The following is a 26,922-nucleotide window of genomic DNA, read 5'->3' as shown; positions in this document are numbered from 1 at the left end:
AAAAAGGAACGCATCGGCGAGACAGGACACTGCTTCAAGCGCTGGTTAGCGCTTGAACGCCTTCACTTCGGCTTCACGCAGGCGCGGGGCCAGCTTGTCGAGCACGCCGTTGACGAACTTGTGGCCGTCGGTGGAACCGAAGACCTTGGCCAGTTCGATACCTTCGTTGATCACAACGCGGTACGGCACATCAACGCGCTCGAGCAGCTCCCAGGTGGACAGGCGCAGAACGGCCAGTTCAACCGGGTCCAGCTCTTCGATGGTGATGTCCAGGCATGGCGCCAGTGCGGCATCGATCCGGTCCTTCTGAGCCGGAACCCCATGCAGGATTTCACGGAAGTAGGCGCCGTCGACATCGCTGAAATCGTTATCGACCCGAAACTGCGCTTCGATCTCGTTCAGCGACTGCTTGGCCATGTGCCATTGGTACAGCGCCTGAGTCGCGAGCTGACGGGCTTCGCGACGCTTGACGCTTTTCGATGGCTTGCCGGCATCCGCAGGCTTTGGATCGCGCGGGTTGAAACGATCACTTTCGTCGCTAATCACTTGGCCTCCAACTGCGCCAGCAGGCTGACCATTTCCAGAGCGGACAGGGCAGCTTCAGCACCTTTGTTACCGGCCTTGGTGCCGGAACGTTCGATGGCTTGTTCGATGGAATCAACGGTCAGTACGCCGAAAGCGACCGGTACGCCGAACTCCATGGACACCTGGGCCAGGCCCTTGGTGCATTCGCCCGCCACGTATTCGAAGTGCGGAGTACCGCCACGAATGACTGCGCCCAGGGCGATGATTGCCGCGAACTCGCCCTTCTGAGCGACTTTCTGCGCAACCAGCGGGATTTCGAAGGCGCCAGGCGCACGGATGATGGTGATGTCGCTTTCGCTCACGCCATGGCGAACCAGGGCATCAACTGCACCGCTGACCAGGCTTTCAACGACGAAGCTGTTGAAACGGCCCACTACCAAAGCGTAGCGGCCTTTAGGGGCAATGAAGGTACCTTCGATGGTCTTCAGGGTCATTCGTTAGATCTCTTAAAGAGCCGGGACGCGTTTTCTACGCATCCCTCAGTGATGTGTTAACCGCGAATACAGGCCCGCAAATTGCCGGTCATTATTCGGAGGGCACGTATTCTACAACTTCCAGATCGAAACCGGATATCGCATTAAATTTCATTGGCGCACTCATCAGGCGCATTTTGCGCACGCCCAGGTCGCGAAGGATCTGCGAACCGGCACCGACGATGCTGTAGGTGGTCGGTTTTTTCACTGCGCTGTGATCCGCGGTTTCGCGGATATGCGCCAGCAACACATCGCCATCGAGCGGGTGACCGAGCAACAGCACCACACCGCTGCCAGCCTCGGCAACCGCAGCCATGGCGGCGCGCAGGCTCCAGCGGCCTGGTTGCTTGACCATCAACAGGTCACGCAGCGGGTCCATGTTGTGAACCCGGACCAGCGTCGGCTCTTCGGCGCACACGGTGCCCAGGGTCAGGGCCATGTGCACGTCGCCTTCCACCGAATCACGGTAGGTCACCAGGTTGAACTGGCCCAATTCGCTGTCCAGCGGCTGCTCGGCAATCCGCTGAACGGTACGTTCGTGGATCATCCGGTAGTGAATCAGGTCGGCGATGGTGCCGATCTTGATGTTGTGTTCGGCGGCAAAGGCTTCGAGTTCGGCACGACGGGACATGGTGCCGTCGTCGTTCATCACTTCGCAGATCACACCGCTCGGCTCGAAACCGGCCATGCGCGCCAGGTCGCAGGCAGCTTCAGTATGACCGGCGCGGGCCAGCGTACCGCCGGCCTGGGCCATCAGCGGGAAGATGTGGCCGGGGCTGACGATGTCTTCAGCCTTGGCGTCTTTGGCGGCAGCGGCTTGCACGGTGCGTGCACGGTCGGCCGCGGAGATACCGGTGGTCACGCCTTCGGCGGCTTCGATGGACACGGTGAACTTGGTGCCGAAACCGGAACCGTTGCGTGGCGCCATCAATGGCAGCTTGAGCAGTTCGCAGCGCTCGCGGCTCATCGGCATGCAGATCAGGCCACGGGCGTGCTTGGCCATGAAGTTGATGTGTTCAGGCTGGCAGCACTCGGCGGCCATGATCAGGTCGCCTTCGTTCTCGCGGTCTTCGTCATCCATGAGGATGACCATCTTGCCTTGGCGGATGTCTTCAACCAGTTCTTCGATGCTATTGAGCGCCACAAGGCACCCCCCTTCTTTCGAAATTTGAGCTTCAGGATTTGAGGTAGCCGTTGGCGGCCAGAAAACTTTCGGTGATGTTACTGGACGGCCTTTGCGAAGAGTCAGACTCTGCGGCTTTATCGCCTAAAAGCAGGCGTTCCAGATAACGTGCCAGCAAGTCGACTTCAAGATTCACCCGGCGGCCTGGCTGGTACGACGCCATGATGGTTTCGCTCAGGGTGTGCGGAATGATGGTCAGCAAGAACTCGGCGCCATCGACTGCGTTCACGGTCAGGCTGGTGCCGTCGACGGTGATCGAGCCTTTATGGGCGATGTACTTGGCCAGGTCTTTCGGGGCACGGATGCGGAACTCCACAGCGCGAGCATTCTCGGTACGGGCAACCACTTCGCCCACGCCATCGACGTGACCACTGACCAGATGCCCACCCAGACGCGTGGTCGGGGTCAGGGCTTTTTCCAGATTCACCGGGCTGCCGCTTTTGAGGTCATTCATAGCGGTGCAATCGAGGGTTTCGCGACTGACGTCCGCCGCAAAGCCATTGCCCGGCAATTCAACCGCGGTCAGGCACACGCCATTGACGGCAATGCTGTCGCCCAGTTTGACGTCGCTCAGGTCGAGCTTGCCGGTTTCTACGTAAACCCGCACATCTCCGCCTTTTGGGGTCAATGCACGAATACTGCCGATGGATTCGATGATGCCGGTAAACATGGAGTCCTCCTCGAGAACAGAGCCAGCGCTAGAGCAATGGCCGGGAATTATACGCTCGCCAATGGCACAGGGATGGCAGTGACTCGCCAGTCATCGCCAACCGCGCGGATTTCGGTGATTTTGAGCTCGGGCGCGTCTTTCATCTGCGCCAGTGGCCAGTCCAGCAAGGGTCGGGCCGAGGAGCCGAGAAACTTGCCGGCAATGAATATCTGAAACTCATCCACCAGCCCGAGCTGGGCAAACGCGCCAGCCAGTCGTGGGCCGGCCTCGACCAGCACATCATTGACGCCACGGTTGGCGAGTTCGACCAGCAACCGATGCAGATCGACCTGGCCATCATCGCCCGGCACGATCAGGCATTCCGGGCCGTTGGCGTACTGTTCTTCCACCGCGACACACGTGGCGACCAATGCCGGACCGGCCTTGAAGAACGGTGCATTCAGCGGCACCCGCAGGCGACCGTCGATCAGCACGCGAAGCGGCGGACGGCTCATGGCCAAGGCCGTTTGTTCAGCGTCCAGACCCAACTCGTCGGCACGTACGGTCAAGCGCGCATTGTCCGCCAGTACCGTGTCGGCGCCGGTCAGCACCACGCTGGCCTGGGCGCGCAAACGCTGTACCGCCGAACGCGCCGCCGGCCCGGTGATCCACTGGCTCTCGCCGCTTTCCATCGCCGTGCGACCGTCGAGGCTCATCGCCAACTTGACCCGCACGAACGGCAAGCCATGTTCCATACGTTTGAGGAAGCCTTGATTGAGCTTGCGCGCCTCGCCTTCCAGCACGCCGCTTTCAGTGGCGATACCGGCCTGGGCCAGACGCTGCAGACCGCGACCGGCGACTTCCGGGTTCGGGTCCTGCATCGCCGCAACGACGCGCGCCACACCGGCATTCACCAGCGCATCGGCGCAGGGCGGCGTACGGCCGTGGTGGCTGCAAGGTTCGAGGGTCACGTAAGCCGTGGCGCCCCGCGCCTTGTCGCCAGCGACGCGCAGGGCGTGGACTTCGGCGTGCGGTTCGCCGGTGCGCACATGCCAACCTTCGCCGACAATCTGCCCGTCACGCACCACCACGCAGCCAACCCGGGGGTTGGGATGCGTCGTGTAATGACCTTTGCGCGCCAGTTCCAGGGCCCGGGCCATGTAATGCGCATCGAGGATGGCTTGTTCGGGAGGTGTGGTCATTCTTTCACCGGCTCACGGGCGAGGCGATCGATCTCTTCGCGGAACTCGTTGAGGTCCTGGAAGCGTCGGTACACCGAAGCGAAGCGGATATAGGCGACTTCATCAAGCTTCTTCAGCTCGGCCATCACCAGTTCGCCGACCACGAGGGATTTGACCTCGCGTTCGCCGGTGGCGCGCAGCTTGTGTTTGATGTGCACCAGCGACGATTCGAGGCGCTCGACACTCACCGGGCGCTTCTCCAGCGCCCGCTGCATACCGGCACGGAGTTTTTCTTCGTCGAACGGCTGGCGACTGCCGTCGGTTTTGATCAGGCGCGGCAACACCAGTTCAGCGGTTTCGAACGTCGTGAAACGTTCGCCGCAGGCCAGGCATTCACGCCGGCGGCGCACCTGTTCGCCCTCGGCGACCAGACGCGAGTCGATGACCTTGGTGTCGTTGGCACCGCAGAAGGGACAGTGCATGGTGGCAGGCAACAAAAAATGGGAGGGCCATGGTAGCGCATCCCCGTGGCAAGACAAGCCATAGGGTTTGCGGTATACAGACTGGCTGTCTATGGATTTCGCTTGCTGGAGCCGCCAATGTCTTTACGACCACTCATTTTGCTCAGTCTTTTCAGCCTGTTGGTGGCCTGTGGCAGCGATGCGCCCAAGCCCCAGCCACCAACGCCCGGCCCTGCACCGCAACAGGCGCAGAAGAAAGCCAAGGCCTCGACCGAACTCGGCCCCCTGCCGGCTTATCAACGTGAATTGAGCGGCACTCTGCAGGGCGTGCCGGCCGGTGCCGAAGTCGAACTGGCGTTGCTGGTGATCGACGAAAAGGATCGTCCGCAACTATTGCTCGCCAGTGCCAACCTGATCGGTACCAATCAAGTGTTGCCATTTCGCCTGCGCTTCAACCCCGAGTCCTTTCCAGCCGGTGCCCGTGTCGAGCTTCGTGGTCGCGCCAGCCAGTCCGGACAGTTGATTCTGCATCTGCCGGCGCAAATGATCACACAGCCAACCACCCAGGCATTGGGTCAGCTGCAATTCGTCAAAGCGCCATGATTGCACCGCTCGACCTGCAACAGGCGTTGGGTGAACTGCTTGGTGATGCACAGCTTGTAGCCTGTGAGTTACCCGGCACCGAGCTGAAACTGTGGCTGATCGATGGCGACAATATGGATCGCGCCTTCAGCCCGGAAGAAACCCGGCGCATTCTTCACGAACCGCCGTATTGGAGTTTCTGCTGGGCCAGTGGGCTGGCCGTGGCTCGCTATCTCGCCGAGCACCCGCAATGGGTCGAAGGTAAACGGGTGCTGGATTTCGGCGCCGGCTCTGGGGTCGCCGGGATTGCGGCGGTGAAAGCCGGGGCACTGGAAGTGGTGGCCTGTGACCTGGACCCGTTGGCGATTGCCGCGTGTCGGGCGAATGCCGAACTCAATGGCGTGCAACTCAGCTACTCGACGGACTTTTTCACCGAGGCCGATCGGTTCGATCTGATTCTGGTGGCCGACGTGTTGTACGACCGGGAAAATCTGCCGCTGCTCGATGAGTTTCTCAGCCGTGGCCGGGAGGCGTTGGTGGCGGATTCGCGCGTGAGGGATTTTCGCCACCCGTTGTATCAGCGCATTGAAATGCTGGAGGCAATGACCTTGCCGGATCTGGCCGAACCCGAAGAGTTTCGGCATGTGAGCCTCTACCACGCGCGGCGCGCTTGAAGTCGCCAAAGGATCGCAGCCTTCGGCAGCTCCTGCGCCGTTCGCGTCTTACCCCGGCCGTATGCGTTCCGCGTCGTGCGCGTGTGAACCCGATCCTGTAGGAGCTGCCGAAGGCTGCGATCTTTTGCGCCAGCCCTTATAGTGAGCATATTCACGCTTCCAAAGAGATCCCCCATGAGTCAGGAAACGCCGTACATTTTCGACGCCACGACTGCCGATTTCGACCAGTCGGTGATCGAGAACTCTTTTCACAAACCGGTGCTGGTGGATTTCTGGGCCGAATGGTGTGCGCCGTGCAAGGCCTTGATGCCGATGTTGCAAACCATTGCCGAGAGCTATCAGGGCGAGTTGCTGCTGGCCAAGGTCAATTGCGACATCGAGCAGGACATTGTTGCGCGTTTCGGCATTCGCAGTCTGCCGACTGTGGTGCTATTCAAGGACGGTCAGCCGGTGGACGGTTTTACCGGTGCACAACCGGAATCGGCTGTGCGCACGATGCTCGAACCCCACGTGCAAATGCCGCCGCCCGCCGCGGCCGACCCGTTCGAACAGGCTCAGGCGCTGTTCGATGACGGCCGTTACGCCGACGCCGAAGCCACCCTCAAAGTATTACTGGCTGAAGACAACACTAACGCCAAGGCGCTGATCCTCTACGCCCGCTGCCTGACTGAGCGCGGCGAACTGGGTGAAGCGCAAATCGTGCTCGACGCGGTCAAGACCGATGAGCACAAGGCTGCCCTGGCCGGCGCCAAGGCGCAGATCCAGTTCCTCGGTCAGGCCAGGGATTTGCCGGATGCAGCAGACCTGAAAGCACGTCTGGCAAAAAATCCGCAGGACGATGAGGCCGTCTATCAACTGGCGATCCAGCAACTGGCCCGTCAGCAATACGACGCGGCGCTGGATGCCTTGCTGAAGCTGTTCATCCGCAATCGCAGCTACAGCGAAGGCTTGCCGCACAAGACCTTGCTGCAAGTGTTCGAACTGCTGGGCAACGATCACCCGCTGGTGACCACGTACCGTCGCAAGTTGTTCGCTGCTCTCTATTAACGATCAAAAGATCGTAGCCTTCGGCAGCTCCTACGCTGGCTTATGCCAGCTGTACAGCGGCGTATCCCCGCCGCTCACCACTTTGACGTCTGCACAGTGGCGCAAGCGCACCAACAAGCGCTTGCCCGCCGCTGCGCTGCCCGTCAACCCTTCCAGTTGCTCCAGCAAATCCGGCCCGCTCAATTGTCCGGCCTTGCGTAGCAACTCTTGGGCGATCTGCCACAGCGCATCGTCCTGATTCACCGGTTTGGCGGGCGCAACACTGGCCTCGGGTTTTGCTGCCTGCAACTGCGCACCGAGTTGCGCCCAGTCGCCTTCATCGAGCTCCAGTGTCAAATCCACCGGCCAGTCGCCGATGCTTCCGCGTATTCGCAACATAAGTCTGCTCCTGCCCATACCTGACTCCCATGCTCCCATGGGTCTTGCGCAACGCCAAGCAGACGGTCAAACTCTCCGCACTTTCGTTATAAGATTACATAACAAACTTTTCATTTTACTCTCCGGAGATCCGTCATGCGCCGTCTGCTGCTCGCTTTGCCGTTTGCCTTGTTGCCGCTGGCTGTCGCCCATGCGGCGGTCGAGCATGATCACGATCATGATGAACATGGCAGCCTTAGCGCCCACGAACATGGCGTCGGTCGCCTGAATGCGGCGCTGGATGGCCAGACTCTGGAGCTGGAGCTGGAAAGCCCGGCGATGAATCTGGTGGGTTTCGAACACGCCGCCACCACTGACGCCGACAAGGCCAAAGTCACCGCCGTCCACGCGCAGCTGGAAAAACCGTTGGTGCTGTTCAACCTGCCGAAAGCCGCCGGTTGCGTGGTCGCGACTCAGGAACTGGAAAGCCCGCTGTTCGGTGACAAGCCGGATGCCGATGACCATGATGAAGAAGAGGCCAAGGATGGTCATGAGCATCACCATGACCACAGCGAAATCCATGCCCATTACCAATTCAGCTGCTCGGCTCCGGGCGCACTGAAGACCCTGGACCTGGCGAATATCTTCAACACATTCCCGGCCACCCAGAAGATTCAGGTACAACTGATCAGCCCGAGCGGGCAGCAAGGGATTGAAGTAACAGCCAAGGCTGCCGCCCTGAAATTCTGATCCGACACTAATCCAATGTGGGAGCGGGCTTGCTCGCGAAGACGGCAGCACATATAGCAATGATGTGACTGACACACCGCTTTCGCGAGCAAGCCCGCTCCCACAGGGTTCACCACCAACCTGACCGGTTTCACATGACCCAAGCACTCATCGAACTGTCCGGCCTGAGCTTCAGCTGGCCCGGGCATCCGCCGTTGCTGGACATCCCGGCGTTCCGCCTGGAACCCGGTGAAACCCTGTTCCTCAAAGGCCCCAGCGGCAGCGGCAAGACCACCCTGCTGGGCCTGCTCGGCGGTGTGCAAAAGCCTGATCGCGGCAGCATCCGCCTGCTCGGCCAGGAGCTGACCGAACTCTCTGCCGGTGCCCGCGACCACTTCCGGGTCGATCACACCGGCTACATCTTCCAGCAGTTCAACTTGCTGCCATTTCTCTCGGTACGCGAGAACGTCGAGTTGCCCTGCCACTTCTCCAAACTGCGAGCAGAACGGGCGAAACAGCGCCACGGCAGCGTCGATCAAGCCGCGGCCACCCTGCTCGCCCACTTGGGCCTGAAGGATGAAAACATCCTCAGCCGCCGCGCCGATTCGCTGTCCATCGGCCAGCAGCAACGGGTCGCCGCCGCACGTGCGTTGATCGGTCAGCCGGAACTGGTGATCGCCGACGAACCGACCTCGGCGCTGGACTACGACGCCCGCGAGAACTTCATTCGCCTGCTGTTCGCCGAATGCCGCGAAGCCGGGTCGAGCCTGTTGTTTGTCAGCCATGACCAGAGCCTCGCGCCGCTGTTCGATCGCCACCTGTCGCTGGCCGATCTCAATCGCGCCGCCACCCCGTCCGAGGTTTGAGATGTATTTGTTTCGTCTAGCCATGGCCAGCCTGGCTAACCGTCGCTTCACCGCGATCCTCACCGCGTTCGCCATCGCCCTGTCGGTCTGCCTGTTGCTGGCGGTGGAGCGAGTGCGCACCGAGGCCAAGGCCAGTTTTGCCAGCACCATCAGCGGCACCGACCTGATCGTCGGCGCGCGTTCCGGCTCGGTGAATCTGCTGCTGTATTCGGTGTTTCGCATCGGCAATGCCACCAACAACATCCGCTGGGACAGCTTTGAACATTTCGCCAACAACCCGAAAGTGAAGTGGGCGATCCCGATGTCCCTCGGCGATTCCCATCGCGGATATCGGGTGATGGGCACCACCGAGGCGTACTTCGAGCATTACCAGTACGGCCATCAACAGCACCTCGAACTGGCCGACGGCCGTGCCTTCGCCAGCGATCCGTTCGAAGTGGTGCTCGGCGCCGAAGTGGCCGATGCGCTGCACTACAAGCTCGGCGACAAACTGGTGTTGGCCCATGGCGTGGCGGTGATCAGCCTGGTCAAACACGACGACAAACCGTTCACCGTGGTCGGTATTCTCAAACGCACCGGGACCCCGGTGGATCGCACGCTGCACATCAGCCTCGGCGGGATGGAAGCGATTCACGTCGACTGGCACAACGGCGTGCCGGCACGTGGTAACGGGCGGATCAGTGCCGATCAGGCGCGCAACATGGACCTGACGCCACAAGCGATCACTGCGTTCATGCTCGGCCTCAACAGCAAGATTTCGACGTTTGCGCTGCAACGGGAGATCAACGAATTCCGTGGCGAACCGATGCTGGCGATCCTCCCGGGCGTGGCATTGCAAGAGCTGTGGAGTTTGATGAGCACGGCGGAAAAAGCCTTGTTCGTCGTCTCGCTGTTCGTGGTGCTCACCGGGTTGATCGGCATGCTCACGGCGATTCTCACCAGCCTCAATGAACGACGCCGCGAAATGGCGATTCTGCGTTCGGTGGGCGCGCGGCCGTGGCATATTGCGACCCTGCTGGTGCTGGAAGCCTTTGCCCTGGCGTTGTCCGGAGTGATTGCCGGTGTGGCGCTGCTGTATGTGTGCATCGCGGTGGCGCAGGGTTACGTGCAGGCGAATTACGGCTTGTACTTGCCGCTGGCCTGGCCGAGTGAATATGAATGGACGTTGCTCGGTGGCATCCTGATCGCCGCGCTGCTGATGGGCAGCGTGCCGGCCTGGCGTGCTTATCGCCAATCCTTGGCCGATGGCCTGTCGCTCCGACTATGAGGACGTTAATGATGCCCCGCGCTGTGCTTGCGCTATTGATGCTGGTTGCCCTTCCGCTGTGGGCGGCCGAGCCGAAGGACCTGACCTGGTCGGAAATGATCCCGCCGGATGCCGCGCCAGAAGTGCCGAACATGACGCCGCTGCATGACCTGTCGAAGATGAGCGATGCGTTGTCCGCAGAATCGGCCCCGGCCGCCAAGCAGGACATGCCGAATGCGCCGGTGGTGAAGAGCCTCGACGGCAAGAACATTCGCTTACCGGGGTACATCGTGCCGCTGGAAGTCAGTGAAGAAGGTCGCACTACCGAGTTTCTGCTGGTGCCATATTTCGGCGCCTGCATCCACGTACCGCCGCCTCCGTCGAACCAGATCGTGCATGTCAAAAGCGAAGTCGGCGTGAAGCTTGATGAGCTGTATCAGCCGTACTGGATCGAAGGGGCGTTGCAGGTGAAAGCATCCACCAGCGAGTTGGCGGATGCCGGGTATCAGATGGAGGCGGACAAGATTTATGTGTATGAGCTGCCGGAGTGAATCCGGCAATTCTGTGTCGCTGTCAGGCCGCCAATCGCGAGCAGGCTCGCTCCCACAGGAGATTTGTGTTGATGCACAGATCCAATGTGGGAGCGAGCCTGCTCGCGATGAGGCCCTTGAAGGTTCCGCAAAAATCAAGGCCATCACTGTTTCATTGAGCTGAGTCAAAAGACCGTATCAGTTGGATCCCTACCATTGGACATCGAACATTTTTAACGTCCTTTGGAGCCCCCATGCACAAGTCCAAGCTCTGCGCTTCGCTGTTCGCCCTCGCGCTCGCAGCCCCGCTCGTCCATGCTCACACCGCCGGTGACATCATCGTTCGGGCCGGTGCGATCACCGTCAACCCTGAAGCCGACAGCTCCAGCGTCAAGGTCGATCAGGGCCCGCTGAAGGGCGCCGATCTGGGTGGCAAGGCCACCATGAGCAGCGACACCCAACTGGGCTTGAACTTCGCCTACATGATCACCAACAACCTGGGGATCGAACTGCTCGCGGCCTCGCCGTTCGAGCATGACGTGAAGCTCAAAGGCACCGCCCTCGGCGCCGCCAACGGCAAACTCGGCACCCTCAAACACCTGCCGCCGACCCTGAGCCTGGTCTACTACCCACTGGATTCCAAGTCCGCGTTCCAGCCGTACATCGGCGGCGGTATCAACTACACCTGGATCTACGACGAGCACGTCGGCAGCGAAGCCGCCGCCAACGGCTTCAGCAACTTCAAGGCGGAAAACTCCTGGGGGCTGGCCTGGCAGGTCGGTGCCGATTACATGCTGACCGAAAACGTAATGATCAACGCCCAGGTGCGCTACATCGACATCGACACCACCGCGACCGTGGAAAACAACGCCGTCGCACCGGGCACCCGGGCCAAGGTCGACGTCGATGTGGACCCGTTCATTTACATGGTGGGTTTGGGTTACAAGTTCTAAACCCGTTGCAAAAAAGGCGCCTCGACAGGCGCCTTTTTCATTGATCGTTCCCACGCGCAGCAAAGGAATGCCTCACCGGACGCTCCGCGTCCGCTCTTGGGACGCGGAGCGTCCCTGTTTGCATTCCCCACGCGGAGCATGGGAACGATCTATCGTCCCAGCAACCGCGCCAGGCCGACGCTCATCGGCGTCTGCTGCGGGTAGGTAAAGCGCTCCAGCAAACGCCGGTTATTCGCCCGTGAATGGCGGATGTCGCCGGAGCGCGCCGGGCCGTAGCTCACGGGTGGCAGCTTGCCGACCACCGCTTCAAGGGCTTCAAGCATTTGCTTGAGGGTCGTCGCCTGATTCCAGCCGACATTCACGGCGCCAACCTCGACCTGTGGCTTCTCGATGGCTTGCACCAACACGTCCACCAAATCCTCGACATAGACAAAATCCCGAGTCTGCTCGCCATCGCCAAACACGGTGATTGGCAAGCCTTTCTGCGCGCGCTCGCTGAAAATGCTGATCACCCCGGAATACGGCGAGGATGGATCCTGGCGCGGGCCGAAGATATTGAAGAAGCGGAAAATCACCGGTTCCAGACCATGCTGGCGACGATAGAAATCGAAGTAATGCTCGCTCGCCAATTTGTCCGCCGCGTACGGCGTCAACGGCGCCTTGGGCGTGTCTTCGTCGATCGACTCGCCTTCGCCATTATTGCCGTAGACCGCCGCGCTGGATGCGAACAGCACCCGTTTGACGCCGGTCTGACGCATGGCTTCGCAGACATTCAGCGAACCGATGAAATTGCTCTGGTGAGTCTTCACCGGATCATCCACCGAAGCCTGCACCGAGGCCACCGCGGCCAGGTGCGCAACAGCACTGCAACCGACCATCGCCTGCGCCACCAATGCGGCATCGGCGACATCGCCCACGATCAGTTCGACGAGGGGATTGTCCAGCGGCAGGTTGCTGCGTTTGCCGGTAGAGAGGTCATCGAGAATGCGCACCGAATGCCCTTTGGCAAGCAAGGCGTCGGTCAGGTGCGAACCGATGAAACCGGCGCCGCCGGTGATTAAAACAGGGCTGTCAGCCATGGCGATAAAACCTATCCAGTAAGCCCGGGAGTGCCGCGCGCCAGGCGCGGGGCTTGATCCCGAAAGTGTGCAGAATTTTCTTGCAGGCCAGCACCGCGTGTTGCGGTTCTTCGGCGGCGTCGGGCCGCGCGGCGTGAGCCTGGGCGGTCGGTGCTTCGATGGCCAACGGGTGCAGGGCCCGTGCTTCGGTAAGAATCGCCTGCCCCAGTGCCAACGGTGTGGTCGCCTCATGCCCGGCGTAGTGGTAAGTGCCCCACAGTGGCGCCGCGCAATCGAGTTGCTTGAGCACCGAAATGATCACCCGGGCGGCATCGTCCACTGGCGTCGGATTACCGCGACGGTCATCGGCCATCAGCAGCTCTTCAGCTTTCTCGGCCCGGGCCAGGAACCGCCCGAGGGTGCCATCGGGGCTGTCATCGAGCAGCCAGCCGAAACGCAGCAACACATGCTGCGGACAGGTGGCGCGCACGCTTTGCTCGATTCGCCACAAGGCCTGACCGCGCAGGCCCAGCGGTACCGGTTCGTCTTTTTCGCTGTAGGCGGTCGCCCGGGAGCCATCGAATACGCGATAACTCGACGGTTGCAGCAGCACGATGTTGTGATGCTGGCACAGTTCGGCCAGCCGTTCGATGGCTCGCTCCTGCCCGGCCAGACGCTGTTCGCTGACGGTTTCCGCCTGGAACCAGTCAAAATAGTAGGCGAGATTGATCAACGCATCCGGACGGGTATCGTCGAGCAGTTGCGTCAGGCTCGCGGCGTCCCAGCCGTCTTGTGGTGGGCGGGGGGCGAGGAAACCGATGTCTTCCTCCGCACCGAGGCGAATCAGCGCCTGCCCAAGGGCATTTCCGCCGCCCAGTAACATAAGGCGCATTCGCATAGAGTCAGCAGGCCCAGTCTGATTGGAACGATGGCTTTATCGACAGCGCCCGCAGGCGATGTCCTCAATAATTGCCGGAATCGTTGCATTTTGCGGGTTTAGTGCGCAACCGTCATCCGTAAAGTGTAGATCGCCCGGATTTGCGGTGCTGCAACCGGCCCCATCGCGAGCAGGCTCGCTCCCACAAGGGATGTGTGGCGCATACAAATCCAATGTGGGAGCGAGCCTGCTCGCGATGGGGCCATAAGGATCGACCCAGATCCTGAGCGGTACTTGCATCTTCCCGCCCCCACCCGCATAAATTACCCCATGAATCTGCCCATCCCCACGGACGCTGCTCTGGCAGGCTTTCACCCCGCCGTCAGCGCCTGGTTCAGTAACACCTTCGCAACGGCCACCGCTGCCCAGGCCCGGGCGTGGCCGTTGATCCGCCAGCGCCGCTCGACCCTGATTGCCGCGCCCACCGGTTCCGGCAAGACCCTCACTGCATTCCTCGCCGTGCTCGACGATCTGGTCCATCGTGGCCTGGAGAGCCCGGACGGCCTGCCGGACGAAACCCTGGTGGTCTACGTTTCGCCGCTCAAGGCGCTGTCCAACGACATCCGGATCAACCTGCAAAATCCGCTGGCCGGCATCACCGAACAGCTGCGGGTGATGGGTCTGCCCGACGTACCGATCAGCACCGCCGTGCGCACCGGCGATACGCCGCAAAAAGAGCGTTTGGCCATGCGCAAAACCGCGCCGCACATTCTGGTGACCACCCCGGAATCCCTTTATGTGCTGCTCGGCTCCGACTCCGGCCGGCAAATGCTCGGCACCACCCACACGGTGATCGTCGACGAAATCCACGCCATTGCCGCCAGCAAGCGTGGCAGTCACCTGGCCCTGAGCCTGGAGCGTTTGCAAGCGCTCTGCTCGCAACCGCTGGTGCGTATCGGCTTGTCCGCCACGCAAAAACCCATCGAAGCGGTCTCGCGCTTTTTGGTTGGCCGTGATCGCGACTGCGACATCATCGACATCGGCCACGCCCGTCCACGAGATCTCGATATAGAGGTGCCGCCCGTGCCGTTGTCGGCGGTAATGGCCAACGACATCTGGGAACTGGTCTATGACCGACTCGCCGCCCTCGCCCGTGAACACCGGACCACGCTGATTTTCGTCAACACCCGACGCCTGGCCGAACGTCTGAGTCGGCACTTGAGCGAACGCCTCGGTAAAGACGCGGTAGCGGCCCACCATGGCAGCCTGGCCAAAGAGTTTCGCCTGGACGCCGAGCAACGGCTCAAGCGCGGCGAACTGCAAGTGCTGATCGCTACCGCTTCGCTGGAATTGGGGATCGATATCGGCGACGTCGATCTGGTGTGCCAGATCGCTTCGCCACGCTCGATTGCCGGTTTTCTGCAACGGGTCGGCCGCTCCGGCCACCAGGTCGGCGGCACGCCCAAGGGCCGATTGTTTGCCACCACCCGCGACGACCTGATCGAATGCGCCGCCCTGCTCGATTGCGTGCGCCGTGGCGAGCTCGACACGTTACTGATCCCCGAAGCGCCGCTGGACGTGCTGGCCCAGCAGATCATCGCCGAGGTCAGCTGCCAGGAATGGCAGGAACAGGCGCTGCTGGAAATGCTGCGAAAAGCCTCGCCTTACGCCACGCTCGACGAAAAGCACTATCAGGCATTGCTGCAGATGCTCGCCGAGGGCTACAACGGGCGCCTGGGTATTCGCAGCGCTTACCTGCACCGGGACGCCGTAAGCCGCACCCTGCGCGGCCGTCGAGGCGCCAAACTGACTGCCGTGACCAGCGGCGGGACGATCCCGGACAACGCCGACTACAGCGTTTTGCTGGAACCGCAGGGGCTGAACATTGGCAGCGTCAACGAAGACTTCGCGGTGGAAAGTATCGCCGGGGATATCTTTCAGTTGGGCAATACGTCGTATCGAATCCTGCGGGTCGAAACCGGCAAGGTCCGGGTCGAAGACGCCCAGGGTCAGCCGCCGACCATTCCGTTCTGGCTCGGGGAAGCACCGGGGCGCAGTGATGAACTGTCGTTCGCCGTGGCCCGCCTGCAAGCGCAACTCGATGAACGACTCGGCGCCACGCCCGGCAACCTTCAGCCAGCCGTCGACTGGCTGACCGAGGTACTCGGTTTGAACCTCGCCAGTGCCGAGCAATTGGTTGATTACCTGGCCCGGGCACGACTGACCCTCGGCGCCTTGCCGTCGCAAGACACGCTGCTGATGGAGCGGTTTTTCGATGAGTCAGGCGGTACGCAGCTGATCATCCACTCGCCGTTCGGCAGCCGCATCAACCGCGCCTGGGGCCTGGCCCTGCGCAAGCGTTTCTGCCGCACGTTCAACTTCGAATTGCAGGCTGCCGCCAGCGAGGACGCCATCGTGTTGTCGATGTCCACCGGTCACAGCTTCGAGCTGGAAGATGTCTGGCGTTACCTGCACAGCAACAGTGCCGAGCACATCCTGATTCAGGCGGTACTCGAGGCCCCATTGTTCGGCGTGCGCTGGCGCTGGAACGCTGGCGTCGCCCTGGCGCTGCCGCGCTACAGCGGCGGACGCAAAGTAGCGCCGCAAATCCAGCGAATGAAAAGCGAAGACCTGATCGCCAGCGTGTTTCCCGATCAGATCGCCTGCGTGGAAAACCTCGCCGGCGAGCGCGAGATTCCCGACCATCCGCTGGTGGAACAAACCCTCGACGATTGCCTGCACGAAGCCATGGACAGCGAAGGCTGGCTGACATTGTTGCGGCGCATGGAACAGGGCGACATCCGCCTGATCAGCCGTGATCTGCCAGCGCCCTCGCCACTGGCGGCGGAGATTCTCAGCGCCCGCCCCTACACCTTTCTCGACGATGCGCCGCTGGAAGAGCGCCGCACTCAGGCAGTGCTCAACCGCCGCTGGAGTGATCCGCAGTCCACCGATGATCTCGGTGCGCTGGACGCAGAGGCGATTACTGCGGTGCGTGATGAAGCCTGGCCTACGCCCACCGGCATCGATGAAATGCATGAAGCGCTGATGAGCCTGGCGTGCATCGCCGATAACGAGGCTCAGGCCAATGCGAATTGGCTCGATTGGCTGAATGCCCTGGCCGACAGTGGCCGCGCCAGCCGTTTGCAAATCAACGCAGAGAAATCGCTGTGGTTGGCACTCGAACGGCTGACCTGCCTGAGGGCGATTTATCCACAAGCCATATTGGCGCCACCGTTGGAGGCGTTACCCGGTTTCGATGAAATCTGGGAACCGGGCGAAGCCATCCTGGAAGTGATCCGCGCACGGCTCAGCGCATTTGGCCCGTTGCCGCTGAAAGCGATTGCCGAACCGCTTGGTTTACCGCCGACTCAAGTCACTCAGGCCCTGGCGCAACTGGAACGCGAAGGCTATGTTCTGCGCGGGCAATTCAGCCCGGGCACCCGCGAGGAAGAATGGTGCGAACGGCATCTGCTGGCGCGGATTCATCGCTACACGGTCAAACGGCTGCGACGGGAAATCGAGCCGGTGGCGTTGCAGGATTTCATGCGTTTTCTGTTCGACTGGCAGCACCTTTCCGTCGCGAGCCAAGGCCAGGGCCGCGCGGTGTTGCCGGCGATTATCAGCCAGTTCGAAGGCTACCCCGCCGCCGCTTCGGCGTGGGACAGCGACATTCTGCCGGCGCGGCTCAAAGACTATTCGGCGAGCTGGCTGGATGAGTTATGCCGCAGCGGAAAACTGGTGTGGACCCGCCTGACCACGCGCAACAAGAGCACCAGCATCGCATTGCGCAGCACGCCGATTCTATTGCTGCCGCGCAGTCAGGTCGGATTGTGGAGCAGCTTGACCGAACAGACGCCGGTCAGCGAGCTGTCGCCCAAAACCCAAAAGGTCCATGAAGCGCTCAGCCAGCACGGCGCACTGTTTTTCGATGAGCTGATTCACGAAGCCCATTTGTTGCGCTCGGAACTGGAAATCGCCTTGCAGGAACTGGTCGGTGCCGGGCTGGTAAACGCCGACAGCTTCGCCGGCCTGCGGGCACTGATTACCCCGGCCAGCAAACGCCAGAATCGCAGCAGCCGACGCGGACGCGGAGCGTTTGTCGGCGGCATGGACGATGCCGGACGCTGGGCGTTGCTGCGCCGCGGTGCTGCCAGGCCGATTGTGGATAAGCAACGACTGGCGCCCACACCCAGCGATACCCTGGAACACATCGCCATGACCTTGCTGCGCCGTTACGGCGTGGTGTTCTGGCGCTTGCTGGAGCGTGAGGCGGACTGGTTGCCGAGTTGGCGGGAATTACTGCGCACGTTCCATCGGCTCGAGGCCAGGGGCGAGATTCGTGGCGGACGGTTTGTCAGTGGCCTGGCGGGGGAACAATTTGCGCTGCCCGAGGCGATTCCATTGCTGCGCGAAGTCAGGCGGCGACCGCATGATGGAAATCTGATCGCGGTGTGTGGGGTGGATCCGCTGAACCTCGCCGGCACCCTGTTGCCGGGCGCGAAAGTGCCGGCACTGGCGAGCAATCGACTGGTGTATCGCGACGGCTTGCCAGCCGCCGCCGAGATCGCCGGCAAGCAGCAGTTCTGGCTGGAGCTGGATCAGCAGGCCAATGCCGAATTACACAACAAACTCACCCGACATTGATCGTTCCCACGCTCTGCGTGGGAATGCAGCCAGGGACGCTCTGCGTCCCAAAACGGACGCGGAGCGTCCAGTGAGGCATTCCCACGTGGAGCGTGGGAACGATCAGTTAGATGGTGTTATTGGGTACGTGGCTGATCCGGCAACAACACCGGCGACTCCTCCCGCGTCGGCCCATCATCTTCCGGTTCATCCACATGCCTTTTGGGAATCAAAAACTGCTGTGGATAAGTCTGCGCGAAATGCACCCATGGGCTGTTATCCACAAGCTTTTTCAACCGCTGATTGAACGCCCGACTCACCGCATATTGCCCACCCGACACGGTACGAAACTGCGCCGTCAACACCACGCCGTTAAGGTCCATTTTGTCGACACCGAACACATCCAGCGGCCCTTGCAGGTTGTACTTGAGAAACGCATCGTCACGAATCGAATCCCCAGCCTCGCGGATCAGTTCTATGGCCTTGTCGACATCGGTGTCGTAGGTGAACTGAACCGAGAAAAATGCAAATGCAAACTGCCGTGATTGATTGGTCACGGCCTTGATCTGACCGAACGGCACCGAGTGCACAAAACCCTTGCCGTCGCGCAGGCGCAGGGTGCGAATGGTCAGGCCTTCGACAGTGCCGGCGTGGCCGGAATCGAGCACCACCCAATCGCCGATCGACAAAGTGTCTTCGATGATGATGAACAACCCGGTGATCACGTCCTGCACCAGTTGCTGGGAGCCGAAACCAATCGCCAGACCGACCACCCCCGCACCGGCCAGCAGCGGCGCGACGTTGATCCCCAGGTTGGCCATGGTGGTGATCGCGCAAATCACCACCAGGATGATTTTGATCGCGTTGCGCAGCAGCGGCAGGATGGTTTTCACCCGCGTGCTCGGCTGGCGCGCCGAGCGTTTGCTGACCGGCGGTTTCAAGGCTTCCTGAATCGCGGTATCGAGCACCACCCAGAGCAACCACGTCACCAGAAAAATCATGCCGATACTGCTTAACGAATTACTGATCGCTCGGCCCACGGAGTTGCGTTCAGCAAATTCGAACGGCGACACGCCCCAGATTCGCCCGAGGATTTCGATGAACACCACGGCCATGACGATGCGCAGCAAGGCGTGAAGCAAGCTGAGAAAACGCTCCTTGTAAGCACTGCTGCGCTGGATCGCTTCGGCCCGGCGTGACTTGAACAAGTGCTGGAAAATCGTGCTGAGAAACACCATCGCGATCAGCAGCACGGTGGTGAATAACGCACAGCGCAGGGCCTTTTGATTGTCCTCGCCGACGCCGATCAGGTTGATCGCCGAGACCAGCACCATCAGCAGTATTGGCCAGTACCAGAGCCCGGAAAAGATTCGCAGGGACTCCTGCAATGAGGGCTGTTTGAGGCGCTGGGCCAATGGGCGGTTACGGATCAGATGCGCCACCGGACGACGCAGACGAATCACCAGCAAACCGAAGATGATCGACGCGAACAGCCCAGTGAAGACCGCGATGCTGCTGGTGATGTTGCCGCCCAATTGCCGGGCGATCTGCGGGCTGGTCAAGGCATCGCTCAGCGCCGCAAGAAAGCCAATCATGAACAACGGTCTGGGGCAGTAGTCACGGATGATCTGCACCGCCGGGCGCTTATGACCGGTGTTGAACATGACGATCACGCAGAGCAGCATAGAGGTCGAGAAAATGCCGCTGCTGGTGGCGTAGGCGAAACACAGCGCCAGGGCGCGACCGACCGAAGCCTGCAGGAACTGGCTGGCATAGAGGGTCAGCGGCAGACAGATCACGGCGGGCAAGGTGAAAGGCATCAAATACTTGAGCAGGTCCTGGCTGCGCTCGCGCGTTCGCAACCACCGGCCCAGGTTCAAATGCCTGGCCAGAATGCCGCCGAGCACAGTGAGCAAGGCAAACGTGCCGAGCCACACACCGGACAACAACAGGAAGTCAGCGGCCACCCCCCAAGAAGAACGGGACGATGGCTGATTCACCAGTTTGTCCACTTCATCCGCCGCCCGATCGGCGCGCAGACGCCAGGCGTCCACCAGATTTTGATTGAGATCGAGTTTGTCCTGAACGTCGTCGATGCTGGAGCTGATGGCCCCGAGCAGGCCGCCCTGGACCAGCGGCTCAGCCTTGGCGGGCTCTTCGGCTGCAGCAGGAACGCCTGGCAACGTGGCGGCTTCCAGTTCGTTGCTGCCCACAAACAGCAACGCCCCCAGTAGTATCGCGGTCTTGAACTTGAACAAAACGCGGAGCTCCTTCACAAGGGTCTGTAAGGAACTGATTGGCAAATGGCGGCCAAGTTCGGTTTTGGACCATCAGATATCGAACACTACAGATACTTTGTGGCGAGGGGGCTTGCCCCCGTTCGGCTGCGAAGCAGCCGTAAATCCAGCAAATACAGTGGGTCAGGAGGAACCAGTCGACAGTTTTTGGGGCCGCTTCGCAACCCAACGGGGGCAAGCGTTCACATAGCCCTGTAGGAGCTGCCGAAGGCTGCGATCTTTTCGCGTTACCGTCCGTAGCCCCATCGAAACTTTCTCGCCCGCCCGGCAGTCATCAAAAGACAGAGGCTGTCCGAGGGCTACATAGACGGGAGGCGACATGGCGGCGATTCATATTGGTATTTCAGGCTGGCGCTACACGCCTTGGCGGGGGGAGTTCTACCCGAAGGGGCTGACCCAGAAGCGCGAATTGCAATTCGCTTCACGGGCAGTGAACAGCATCGAAATCAATGGATCGTTTTACGCCCTGCAACGGCCCGAACGTTACGCCCAGTGGTACGCCGAAACCCCGGCGGGCTTCGTGTTCAGCGTCAAGGCGCCGCGTTTTATCACCCACATCAAGCGCCTGCGGGACATTCATAAGCCGCTGGCGAATTTCTTTGCCTCCGGGGTACTGGAACTCAAGGAAAAACTCGGCCCGATCCTCTGGCAATTCCCACCCAACTTTAAATTCGACCCGCAATTGTTCGAAAGCTTTCTCGAACAATTACCCCACGACACGGAACAGGCCGCCGCCCTCGCCCGCCAGCATGAGCCACGCCTGAACGGTCACGCCAGCATGAAGGCTTACGGCAAAAAACCGCTGCGCCATGCCGTGGAAATTCGCCACGAAAGCTTTGTCGATCCCGCTTTCGTCCGTCTGCTCAAACGCTACAACACCGCGCTAGTCATTGCTGACACCGCCGGCAAATGGCCGTATCGCGAAGACCTCACCAGTGATTTCGTCTATTTGCGCCTGCACGGCGCCGAAGAACTCTACGCCAGTGGTTATACCCCCCAAGCACTGAAACGCTGGGGCGACCGGATTGAGGCCTGGTATCACGGACAGCAACCAGCAGATTCGCAATTGATCGCGCCTCGGCAAAAACCCAAGACACGCAGATCCCGTGAAGTGTTCTGCTATTTCGATAACGACATCAAAGTCCGCGCGCCCTTCGATGCCCGCCGTCTGCTTGAACGTTTGCATCTCGACAAAGACCTTGCCACCGCACCCGGTGAGCCCGTTGCCGAAGGAGTGCTGCCATGAGCATTCCCGAACCGGTCGGCACGACGGATGAACAGCAGCCCATTATCAGCGCCGTGAGCCGTTTTACCGTGCTGACGGTCAACACCCACAAGGGTTTCACCGCGCTCAACCGGCGCTTTATCCTGCCCGAGTTACGCGAGGCGGTGCGCAGTGTGTCCGCCGACGTGGTGTTTTTGCAGGAGGTCCATGGCACCCACGAACATCATCCACAGCGCTACCTCAATTGGCCGGCGATGCCACAGTACGAATTTCTTGCCGATACCCTGTGGCCGCAATTTGCCTATGGGCGCAACGCGGTCTATCCGGCAGGCGATCACGGCAATGCGCTGTTGTCGAAGTTCCAGATCATTCGCCACGACAACCTCGACGTTTCCATCAGTGGCCATGAAAACCGTGGAATCCTGCATTGCGTGCTGCGGATGCCCGGCGATGGTCGGGAAGTGCATGCCATTTGCGTCCATCTGGGGCTTCGCGAAAGTCATCGCAAGGCACAACTCAAGCTGCTGATCCAACGTATGGAAGAGTTGCCGGAAGATGCCCCGGTGGTGATCGCCGGCGACTTCAACGATTGGCGCCTGCGCGCTGATGCGCAGCTCAAGCCCTGCGGCTTGCGTGAAGTCTTTGCCGAGTTGCATGGCAAACCGGCGCGTAGTTTCCCGGCGCGCTTGCCTGCGTTGCGCCTGGACCGCATCTACGTGCGCAACCTCAAGGCCAGCCATCCGCAAGTACTGGCGGCCCGGCCCTGGTCACACCTTTCCGACCATGCACCGCTATCGGTGGAGATCGAGCTATGACCGGCCCATTGATGGAAAAAACCACGATCGAACACGTTTCCACACCGCCGCCCGTACGTGAGCCGGCGGTTGTTAACGTCGTATACGGTTGGCACGGTAACAACCGGGTCCAATTGCTGGAGAACGGTGAGGAATACTTTCCACGGGTGTTTGAAGCGCTGCGCCAGGCCCAGAGTGAAATCCTGCTGGAGACCTTCATTGTGTTCGAGGACAAGGTCGGCAATGAGCTGCAGAAAATCCTGATTGAAGCGGCTCAACGCGGTGTGCGCATCACCGTCAGCCTCGACGGTTTTGGTTGTGGCGAACTGAGCACGGAGTACCTCGCAGCCTTGAGCAACGCAGGTGTACGCCTGCAAATATTCGACCCCGCGCCGCGTCACTTTGGCATTCGCACCAACTGGTTCCGCCGCCTGCACCGCAAGATTGTGGTGGTCGACGGCACGATTGCGTTCCTCGGCGGAATCAACTTTTCCGCCGACCATTTGGCCGACTTCGGCCCCGAGGCCAAACAGGATTATTCGGTTGAAGTGCAAGGCCCGGCGGTGGCCGACATTCATCATTTCGCCTTGCTGCAAAGCGGTCGCCCGGCCCGGGCCAAGTACTGGTGGCAACGCCGCAGACAGAGGCGCGCAGAACTGGCGGTCAGCGATCATGATGGTCAGGTGCGGCTGGTGTATCGCGACAATGGCGAACACCCGGGCGATATCGAAGAGGTGTACTTGCAGGTCGTGCGCAATGCCCGACATCGCGTGGTAATCGCCAACGCCTACTTCTTTCCCGGCTATCGGCTGCTGCGGGAAATCCGCAACGCGGCACGCCGAGGGGTCGAGGTACGCCTGATTCTTCAGGGGCAGCCGGATTTGCGGGTGGCCAGACTCGCCGCGCGCATGACCTACGATTATCTGCTGCGAGCCGGAGTAGCGATTTACGAATACTGCGACCGTCCCCTGCATGGCAAAGTCGCCCTGGTCGATGAAGACTGGAGCACCGTCGGCTCAAGTAACCTCGACCCGCTGAGCCTGGCCCTGAACCTGGAGGCCAATGTGTTGATCCGCGACCGCGCCTTCAACCGCGACCTGTTCGAGCGTCTCGACGAATTGAGCAGCAACCACTGCAAGGTCATGTCGGCGGACAAGGCGCCTCGCGGACGGGTCTGGCACATGACCATCGGTTTTCTGGTGTTTCACTTCCTGCAGCATTTCCCGGCATGGGCCGGTTGGCTGCCGGCGCATAAACCGCGTCTGAAACCCTTCATTCATCCGACCGGGAGCGATAAGGCATGAGCCATTCTGATGCGCAGCCTGCCCCTCACTCCGACACGCCGCGAAAATCCCACTGGCACCGCTGGAAAAAGCCGCTGACGATGCTGTTTTTTCTGGCGTTGATCGTACTGTTCACGATGCTCGCCCAACGCATCGAATGGGGCGAAGTGTTCGATACCCTCGCCGATTTCAAAGTGCGCACACTGATCATCGCGTCCGGACTGACGTTGCTGAGTTTTCTGGTGTACGCCTGTTTCGACTTGATCGGTCGCACCTACATCCGACAGGATCTGACCTGGCGACAGATCCTGCCGGTGGGGATCATCAGCTATGCCTTCAACCTTAACCTGAGCGCCTGGGTCGGCGGCATCGCCATGCGTTATCGGCTGTATTCGCGGCTCGGCGTGAGCAAAAGCAACATCGCGAAAATCCTCGGGCTGAGCCTGGCGACCAACTGGTTCGGCTACATGGTGATTGCCGGCACGGTGTTCAGCAGCGGACTGGTGCGAATGCCGCCAGGCTGGAGGCTGAGCAGCGGTGCCCTGCAAGGCGTGGGCGTGTTATTGCTGCTGCTGAGCGCGGGTTATCTGGCGGCCTGTCGGTTTTCCAGGCGACGGGAATGGTCGATTCGCGGCGTGGAAATCAACCTGCCGTCGCTGCACATGGCCGTCCTGCAACTGGCCCTCGGCGCACTGAACTGGTCGTTGATGGCGGCGGTGATCTTCACCCTGCTACCGAGCAAACTGGATTATCCGCTGGTGCTTGGCGTGTTGCTGATCAGCGCCATTGCCGGGGTCATCACCCACATTCCGGCCGGGCTTGGCGTGCTGGAGGCGGTGTTCGTGGCGTTGCTGCAACACGAGGCCTCACGGGGAAGTCTGGTGGCGGGATTACTCGCGTATCGGGCGATCTATTTCCTGCTGCCGCTGCTGATTACCGTGGTGATGTACCTGGTGGTGGAAGCCAAGGCGAAGTCGTTGCGGATTTCGAAAAAACCGGGGTGAGGTATGGCGTTCGGGATGACGCCTTCGCGGGCAAGCCTCGCTCCTACATTGGATCCGCGCTGCCTGTCTGAAACGCGGTTTAATGTGGGAGCGAGCCTGCTCGCGAATGATCGCAAGAACACCACAAATCTCAACTCGACTGAATGATGCTCAACCGCTCGCCCACCACCATTTCCGTGATCCAGCCCACCAGGATCGAGGTGTACGCCTGTTGCGAGACAGGCTCGCTCAAGGCGTGATCGGCACCGTCGATAATCCGGTGAGTCAGCGAGTGGGTCTGCTGACACGCCGCGCGGTAACTCATGATGGTCGCGTGGGGCACATAGGCATCGGTCTCGGACTCCACCAGCAATACATCCCCGGTAAATTGCGAGCAGGCATGCAGTGCGCGATTGCTGTCGGCGCTGACCCGCGTGCTGCGGTAATCGCGCAGATCGAGCTTGTCCAGCTCACGCTTGGGTGTGTGCCAAAAGTCGTCGCGATACAACGCCGGCACCCGCAGCGCCAGCCAGCGCACCGGGCGCAAGGACGTCAGGATCGCCGCCAGATAACCACCATAACTGGTGCCGACCACGGCGATCGCAGACGTGTCGAGCGCCGGGTGGGCGAGCAAGCGGTCATAGGCTGCCAGCAGGTCACGCAGATTGTCTTCGCGGGTGACCCGGGACAACGGAATACCGGTCCCGCCGGTATGGCCTCGCAAGTCGAATGTCAGGCACACGCAACCCAACCCGGCGATGCCTTTGGCGCGCTCCAGGTCGCGCTCCTGACTACCGCCCCAGCCATGAACGAAAAGCACACCCGGGACTTTCGATTTGGGGCTGAGGAAGGTTCCGCTCATCTGTTCATCATCGATGTCGATCGCAATGGTTTCGCTTCTAGCCGTCATAGGATTTGACCGTTACGTACTTGAGAAGAAAGTCACTGTGTTCCGCAGGCCCGCGATAGACCTCAATGGCGTTGGCCGGCAGCGGTCGGTCGGTATAGGTTTCGCCCGACGACACGCGAATCGCGCGCAAGCCGGGGTTGTTGACGAAGCTCTGCAGCGCCGCGACTTCAGCACTGCTGGCACCGCCCAGGCGCCAGGACTGTTCGAGCACGCCGCTGCGTTGTTTGCCATCGCAATCCAGCCCCTGGGCGATGTCGTAGTTGCGCCGTGAGGCATAGAAACCGGGGTAGGCTTCATCGGCCGCGCTGTCGAATACCTGCGCTTGCTGGATCGCCAGCCTCGTGTCGTCCGGGAGCTCCAGCGCCAGCAGGTCCTCGTAATAACCCTGCACCACCAACAGATTGGACCCTCCATAAACCTGCTCGCCCTGACCGTCTTCGGTCAAGTATTGATCACCGCAATAACTCAGCACTTTGTCGCCGATAAAACTCTGACCGACGCTATGGGTGACCACCTCGGTCAAGTCTTGTTCCAGCACCACGCCGTCGGTGAACAATGTTTTGGCATCGGGGCGCGCGAGGATGGCGTCGAACTGGTCGAGGCTTTTGATCACTTCCTGACCACGTCCGGCGCAGGCATGAATAGGCTTCATGCGGATCGGACCGCTGTAGAGCAGGTGCTCCGCTGCCGGGCGAGCATCCTCCAGGGAGAACACGCTGAGGCCATCGAGCACTACGCTGCGTACCCGTTCGGAAAACAACGACGACCAGCCTTCGGGCGCGAACGCATAGCGATTCAACAACCCATGGCTGATGGCTTTGGTGCAGATGAAATCGTGGTCGACGTAACCGCCCCACAAATCCTCCGGCCCTTTGACACCCAGCTGCCGGGCGGCAGTAACGCCCACAAGCGTCTGGGTCGGCAACAGATAAATGTCCCGGCCGCTATGCAGCTGTGGGTCGTAACTGCCGCCGTATTCGAGCCCGACGACCTGCGCCAGCCAACGGGCCAGCGCGCGGTTGGTTTCGACTTCGTGCAGCGAGGCGTCGGGGCGCACCGAATGGGCGAGCACCAGTTTGTTGCGACTTGTTGGGGTCATGCGTTCCCCTTCAATCTGCGTTTGATAAATGTAGCTGAAGGAGGTGCAGAGATCAGGCCAATGGCGGCTGGAAAGAAACGGTTTTTAAATCAGCCAATTGCGAAACAGGTGGTAGCACAAGGCCTGTTTTATTCTGCACGACACCTTTCAATACCCCCGGCATTTTGCACGACCCTAGCTTGGCACAGATCCAATGTGGGAGCGGGCTTGCTCGCGAATGCGGTGGGTCAGTCAGCATCAATGTCGACTGATAG

At 60.8% G+C, this 26,922-nt stretch carries 25 protein-coding genes; 13 read left to right on the top strand and 12 right to left on the bottom strand.

All coding sequences use genetic code 11. The features are described 5' to 3' along the window. Positions 1 to 45 precede the first annotated feature (45 nt). From nusB to nrdR, 6 genes are all read right to left on the bottom strand, one after another. Entirely contained in the window at positions 46 to 546 is a 501-nt protein-coding gene (gene nusB / locus IB250_RS19660) for a transcription antitermination factor NusB (RefSeq protein ID WP_007906833.1), read from the bottom strand. After that, entirely contained in the window at positions 543 to 1,019 is a 477-nt protein-coding gene (gene ribE / locus IB250_RS19655) for a 6,7-dimethyl-8-ribityllumazine synthase (RefSeq protein ID WP_003228649.1), read from the bottom strand. Before ribE ends, nusB begins: the two co-directional genes overlap by 4 nt. Before the next feature lie 91 nt (positions 1,020 to 1,110). Next, positions 1,111 to 2,202 (bottom strand): bifunctional 3,4-dihydroxy-2-butanone-4-phosphate synthase/GTP cyclohydrolase II, encoded by a 1,092-nt coding sequence (gene ribBA / locus IB250_RS19650; RefSeq protein WP_007906834.1) that lies wholly within the window; start codon positions 2,200 to 2,202, stop codon positions 1,111 to 1,113. A gap of 31 nt (positions 2,203 to 2,233) precedes the next feature. Then, a complete protein-coding gene (locus tag IB250_RS19645; protein WP_123720561.1) occupies positions 2,234 to 2,911 on the bottom strand; it encodes a riboflavin synthase in 678 nt (225 codons plus the stop codon). Between the two features lie 47 nt (positions 2,912 to 2,958). After that, positions 2,959 to 4,092: a bifunctional diaminohydroxyphosphoribosylaminopyrimidine deaminase/5-amino-6-(5-phosphoribosylamino)uracil reductase RibD gene (ribD, locus tag IB250_RS19640; RefSeq protein ID WP_192345294.1), complete on the bottom strand. Its 1,134-nt coding sequence runs from the start codon at positions 4,090 to 4,092 to the stop codon at positions 2,959 to 2,961. Next, entirely contained in the window at positions 4,089 to 4,553 is a 465-nt protein-coding gene (gene nrdR / locus IB250_RS19635) for a transcriptional regulator NrdR (protein ID WP_007906838.1), read from the bottom strand. The genes ribD and nrdR overlap by 4 nt, the downstream gene beginning before the upstream one ends. Before the next feature lie 117 nt (positions 4,554 to 4,670). On the opposite strand from nrdR, the gene IB250_RS19630 reads away from it, so the two are divergent. The 3 genes from IB250_RS19630 to trxA all read left to right on the top strand — a co-directional run bounded on the left by IB250_RS19630 (position 4,671) and on the right by trxA (position 6,835). Beyond that, positions 4,671 to 5,135 carry a YbaY family lipoprotein gene (locus IB250_RS19630; RefSeq protein WP_192345293.1) on the top strand — a complete coding sequence of 155 codons (465 nt, stop codon included), beginning with the start codon at positions 4,671 to 4,673 and terminating at the stop codon, positions 5,133 to 5,135. Next, on the top strand, positions 5,132 to 5,788 hold the full coding sequence (locus tag IB250_RS19625) for a class I SAM-dependent methyltransferase (RefSeq protein ID WP_192345292.1): 657 nt from the start codon (positions 5,132 to 5,134) through the stop codon (positions 5,786 to 5,788). Before IB250_RS19630 ends, IB250_RS19625 begins: the two co-directional genes overlap by 4 nt. A gap of 174 nt (positions 5,789 to 5,962) precedes the next feature. Further along, on the top strand, positions 5,963 to 6,835 hold the full coding sequence (gene trxA, locus IB250_RS19620) for a thioredoxin (protein ID WP_192345291.1): 873 nt from the start codon (positions 5,963 to 5,965) through the stop codon (positions 6,833 to 6,835). Between the two features lie 30 nt (positions 6,836 to 6,865). On the opposite strand, the gene IB250_RS19615 is transcribed toward trxA, so the two are convergent. Next, complete coding sequence (locus IB250_RS19615) at positions 6,866 to 7,213, bottom strand: hypothetical protein (protein ID WP_123498496.1); 348 nt, start codon at positions 7,211 to 7,213, stop codon at positions 6,866 to 6,868. Positions 7,214 to 7,348: 135 nt separating this feature from the next. On the opposite strand from IB250_RS19615, the gene IB250_RS19610 reads away from it, so the two are divergent. The 5 genes from IB250_RS19610 (at position 7,349) to IB250_RS19590 (ending at position 11,516) form a co-directional block, all read left to right on the top strand. Then, the gene (locus IB250_RS19610; protein WP_192345290.1) at positions 7,349 to 7,942 is read left to right on the top strand and encodes a DUF2796 domain-containing protein; all 594 of its coding nucleotides are present in this window, start codon (positions 7,349 to 7,351) and stop codon (positions 7,940 to 7,942) included. Positions 7,943 to 8,076: 134 nt separating this feature from the next. After that, entirely contained in the window at positions 8,077 to 8,787 is a 711-nt protein-coding gene (locus tag IB250_RS19605) for an ABC transporter ATP-binding protein (RefSeq protein WP_192345289.1), read from the top strand. Position 8,788: 1 nt separating this feature from the next. Then, positions 8,789 to 10,054 carry an ABC transporter permease gene (locus IB250_RS19600; RefSeq protein WP_192345288.1) on the top strand — a complete coding sequence of 422 codons (1,266 nt, stop codon included), beginning with the start codon at positions 8,789 to 8,791 and terminating at the stop codon, positions 10,052 to 10,054. A gap of 11 nt (positions 10,055 to 10,065) precedes the next feature. Further along, positions 10,066 to 10,584, top strand: coding sequence for a DUF3299 domain-containing protein (locus IB250_RS19595; protein WP_123720598.1), 519 nt, complete (start codon positions 10,066 to 10,068; stop codon positions 10,582 to 10,584). 233 nt (positions 10,585 to 10,817) lie between these two features. Further along, the gene (locus IB250_RS19590; protein WP_123498487.1) at positions 10,818 to 11,516 is read left to right on the top strand and encodes an OmpW/AlkL family protein; all 699 of its coding nucleotides are present in this window, start codon (positions 10,818 to 10,820) and stop codon (positions 11,514 to 11,516) included. 149 nt (positions 11,517 to 11,665) lie between these two features. On the opposite strand, the gene IB250_RS19585 is transcribed toward IB250_RS19590, so the two are convergent. Both IB250_RS19585 and IB250_RS19580 read right to left on the bottom strand, forming a co-directional pair. Continuing rightward, the gene (locus IB250_RS19585) at positions 11,666 to 12,595 is read right to left on the bottom strand and encodes an NAD-dependent epimerase/dehydratase family protein (RefSeq protein WP_192345287.1); all 930 of its coding nucleotides are present in this window, start codon (positions 12,593 to 12,595) and stop codon (positions 11,666 to 11,668) included. After that, positions 12,588 to 13,472: a sugar nucleotide-binding protein gene (locus tag IB250_RS19580; RefSeq protein ID WP_032830563.1), complete on the bottom strand. Its 885-nt coding sequence runs from the start codon at positions 13,470 to 13,472 to the stop codon at positions 12,588 to 12,590. The genes IB250_RS19585 and IB250_RS19580 overlap by 8 nt, the downstream gene beginning before the upstream one ends. A 309-nt stretch (positions 13,473 to 13,781) precedes the next feature. Here IB250_RS19580 and IB250_RS19575 point away from each other — a divergent pair, with 309 nt between their 5' ends. Beyond that, positions 13,782 to 18,098, top strand: a complete 4,317-nt coding sequence (locus IB250_RS19575) for a DEAD/DEAH box helicase (protein WP_192345286.1) — start codon at positions 13,782 to 13,784, stop codon at positions 18,096 to 18,098. A gap of 116 nt (positions 18,099 to 18,214) precedes the next feature. On the opposite strand, the gene IB250_RS19570 is transcribed toward IB250_RS19575, so the two are convergent. Beyond that, positions 18,215 to 20,335 carry a mechanosensitive ion channel family protein gene (locus IB250_RS19570; protein WP_192345285.1) on the bottom strand — a complete coding sequence of 707 codons (2,121 nt, stop codon included), beginning with the start codon at positions 20,333 to 20,335 and terminating at the stop codon, positions 18,215 to 18,217. Positions 20,336 to 20,693: 358 nt separating this feature from the next. Here IB250_RS19570 and IB250_RS19565 point away from each other — a divergent pair, with 358 nt between their 5' ends. The 4 genes from IB250_RS19565 to IB250_RS19550 are packed head-to-tail and all read left to right on the top strand — an operon-like array spanning position 20,694 to position 24,680. Continuing rightward, positions 20,694 to 21,620, top strand: a complete 927-nt coding sequence (locus IB250_RS19565) for a DUF72 domain-containing protein (RefSeq protein WP_192345284.1) — start codon at positions 20,694 to 20,696, stop codon at positions 21,618 to 21,620. Next, entirely contained in the window at positions 21,617 to 22,414 is a 798-nt protein-coding gene (locus IB250_RS19560; protein WP_192345283.1) for an endonuclease/exonuclease/phosphatase family protein, read from the top strand. Before IB250_RS19565 ends, IB250_RS19560 begins: the two co-directional genes overlap by 4 nt. Then, positions 22,411 to 23,697, top strand: a complete 1,287-nt coding sequence (gene clsB, locus IB250_RS19555; protein WP_192345282.1) for a cardiolipin synthase ClsB — start codon at positions 22,411 to 22,413, stop codon at positions 23,695 to 23,697. Before IB250_RS19560 ends, clsB begins: the two co-directional genes overlap by 4 nt. Beyond that, the gene (locus tag IB250_RS19550) at positions 23,694 to 24,680 is read left to right on the top strand and encodes a lysylphosphatidylglycerol synthase domain-containing protein (protein ID WP_192345281.1); all 987 of its coding nucleotides are present in this window, start codon (positions 23,694 to 23,696) and stop codon (positions 24,678 to 24,680) included. Before clsB ends, IB250_RS19550 begins: the two co-directional genes overlap by 4 nt. A 130-nt stretch (positions 24,681 to 24,810) precedes the next feature. Here IB250_RS19550 and IB250_RS19545 read toward each other — a convergent pair whose 3' ends face one another. Together IB250_RS19545 and IB250_RS19540 are read right to left on the bottom strand one after the other, a co-directional pair. After that, positions 24,811 to 25,569: an alpha/beta hydrolase family protein gene (locus IB250_RS19545; RefSeq protein ID WP_192345280.1), complete on the bottom strand. Its 759-nt coding sequence runs from the start codon at positions 25,567 to 25,569 to the stop codon at positions 24,811 to 24,813. Continuing rightward, on the bottom strand, positions 25,559 to 26,668 hold the full coding sequence (locus tag IB250_RS19540; protein WP_192345279.1) for a DUF3182 family protein: 1,110 nt from the start codon (positions 26,666 to 26,668) through the stop codon (positions 25,559 to 25,561). The genes IB250_RS19545 and IB250_RS19540 overlap by 11 nt, the downstream gene beginning before the upstream one ends. Positions 26,669 to 26,922: the final 254 nt, after the last annotated feature.

Source organism: Pseudomonas sp. PDM09, from assembly GCF_014852305.1.
In the GTDB taxonomy this organism is placed as follows: Bacteria; Pseudomonadota; Gammaproteobacteria; order Pseudomonadales; family Pseudomonadaceae; genus Aquipseudomonas.
The sequence above is the reverse complement of the archived record's forward strand: the minus strand, read 5'-3'. Positions and strand labels throughout refer to the sequence as shown.